This is a genomic window from Pollutimonas rozaliensis (genome assembly GCF_048751585.1).
GTDB lineage: Bacteria > Pseudomonadota > Gammaproteobacteria > Burkholderiales > Burkholderiaceae_B.
Window position 1 is genome coordinate 1 of the sequence record NZ_JAZHOB010000315.1, and the last position, 243, is coordinate 243.

The 243-nt window shown below is 39.5% G+C and carries 1 protein-coding gene; it reads right to left on the reverse strand.

The features are described 5' to 3' along the window. Nucleotides 1–59 precede the first annotated feature (59 nt). Nucleotides 60–243, reverse strand: a 184-nt coding sequence (locus tag V0R37_RS23050; protein ID WP_420376686.1) for a hypothetical protein, incomplete at its 5' end; no start/stop codon positions are given.

Consider the following 243-nt stretch of genomic DNA (forward strand, 5'->3'; position numbering starts at 1 on the left):
GTTCATGTTTGGTTAATCTCGCTTTCATTGGTTATTTAAGGTCTGTATGAGTGTCTGTGTTAAGGTCTGTTGTAAGGGTCGTAACTGTTTTGGTTTTGCGGTGCTTCGGGCATGGAAACTTTCTTACTATATTCAAAGTCTCTACGTAAGTCCGCCCCATATTGAATCAACATGTCTTTCCGTTGTTCAAAGGCTTTCACTACGTATTGCACTTGTCTTACAGTAAATTCCATATTCACTACG